At 52.4% G+C, this 1,030-nt stretch carries 1 pseudogene; it reads right to left on the reverse strand.

The window, feature by feature from the left end:
* Positions 1 to 49: 49 nt before the first annotated feature.
* Positions 50 to 856 (reverse strand): annotated as a pseudogene (locus tag VL52_RS24295) (IS5 family transposase).
* Positions 857 to 1,030: the final 174 nt, after the last annotated feature.

Below are 1,030 nucleotides of genomic sequence, written 5' to 3' on the forward strand. Positions count from 1 at the left end.
CCCTTTGATTCCTGACACATTTCAGAGTTACAAATATGTTAGCACCTGTTCACGATCCTTTGAGTAGCAAAAGGAAGAAGGCCAAATGGATGAACTCCAAGCTAGTATTCAGCTTCCCCTCGCAGTTCTTCCACAACCTCCGACACTTCGCCAGCCAAGCAAAGGAACGCTCCACCACCCAACGCTGCGGCATGATCGCAAAGCAGTGTAGTTCACTGCGCTTTACTATTTGTACCTTGGTGCCCAGAAGCGTTTCCACTACCTTGGGCAAAAAGTTTGCCTACATGACACATGACCTCCATCAGCCAAGATGCTCTTTACTGCTCTCAGGCGAGAAACACTGCCTGCCAATGTTTTCAGCACACCTTTCCGATCCGTCAGATCCGCTGTCGTCACAGCAATCGCATGCGGCAGGCCTTCTGTATCGACAGCAAGATGGCGCTTGATTCCTGAGACCTTTTTGACGGCATCGTAGCCTTTTGCTCCTGCACTATCCGTGTTTTTCACGCTCTGCGCATCGACGATCAAAAAGCGGGTTGAGGATTTGCGCCCCAGTCTGATGCGGGCCTCGCCAACCCGATTTTTTAAGGGCCCGCTCCAGGGGGCTCACACCATCCTGATCGGGTTCGCTCCACTGGCTGAAGTAGGCATGTACCGTTCGCCACTTGGGAAAGTCGCTTGGCAGCATGCACCACTGGCAACCACTTTTAAGCAGGTAGAGCACGGCGCACCAGACCTCAAACAAATCCACCATTCTTGGCTTGGTTTTCTTGCGTACGCTTTCCAGCAGTGGCCTGATCTGTTCGAACTGTTCACGACTCACGTCGCTTGGATAATGGTTTTTCGCATTGGGCAATGACCCCTGCCTAAAAAGATCATGAACAGGCTCTTAGAACGTGCTTACGATCTTTTTGCCCAGTTTTTGGCTTGGTTTGCTAAAAATCGCGTATCCGGCGAGCCCAGACCCCATGCCTGTCGTCGGGCTGCGGACCCGAGGTTTTAAGCGGCTTCCTGCTTGAGTCCCGTGGCG

The sequence above is a fragment of the Chromobacterium vaccinii genome (assembly GCF_000971335.1).
GTDB classification, from domain to species: Bacteria; Pseudomonadota; Gammaproteobacteria; order Burkholderiales; family Chromobacteriaceae; genus Chromobacterium; species Chromobacterium vaccinii.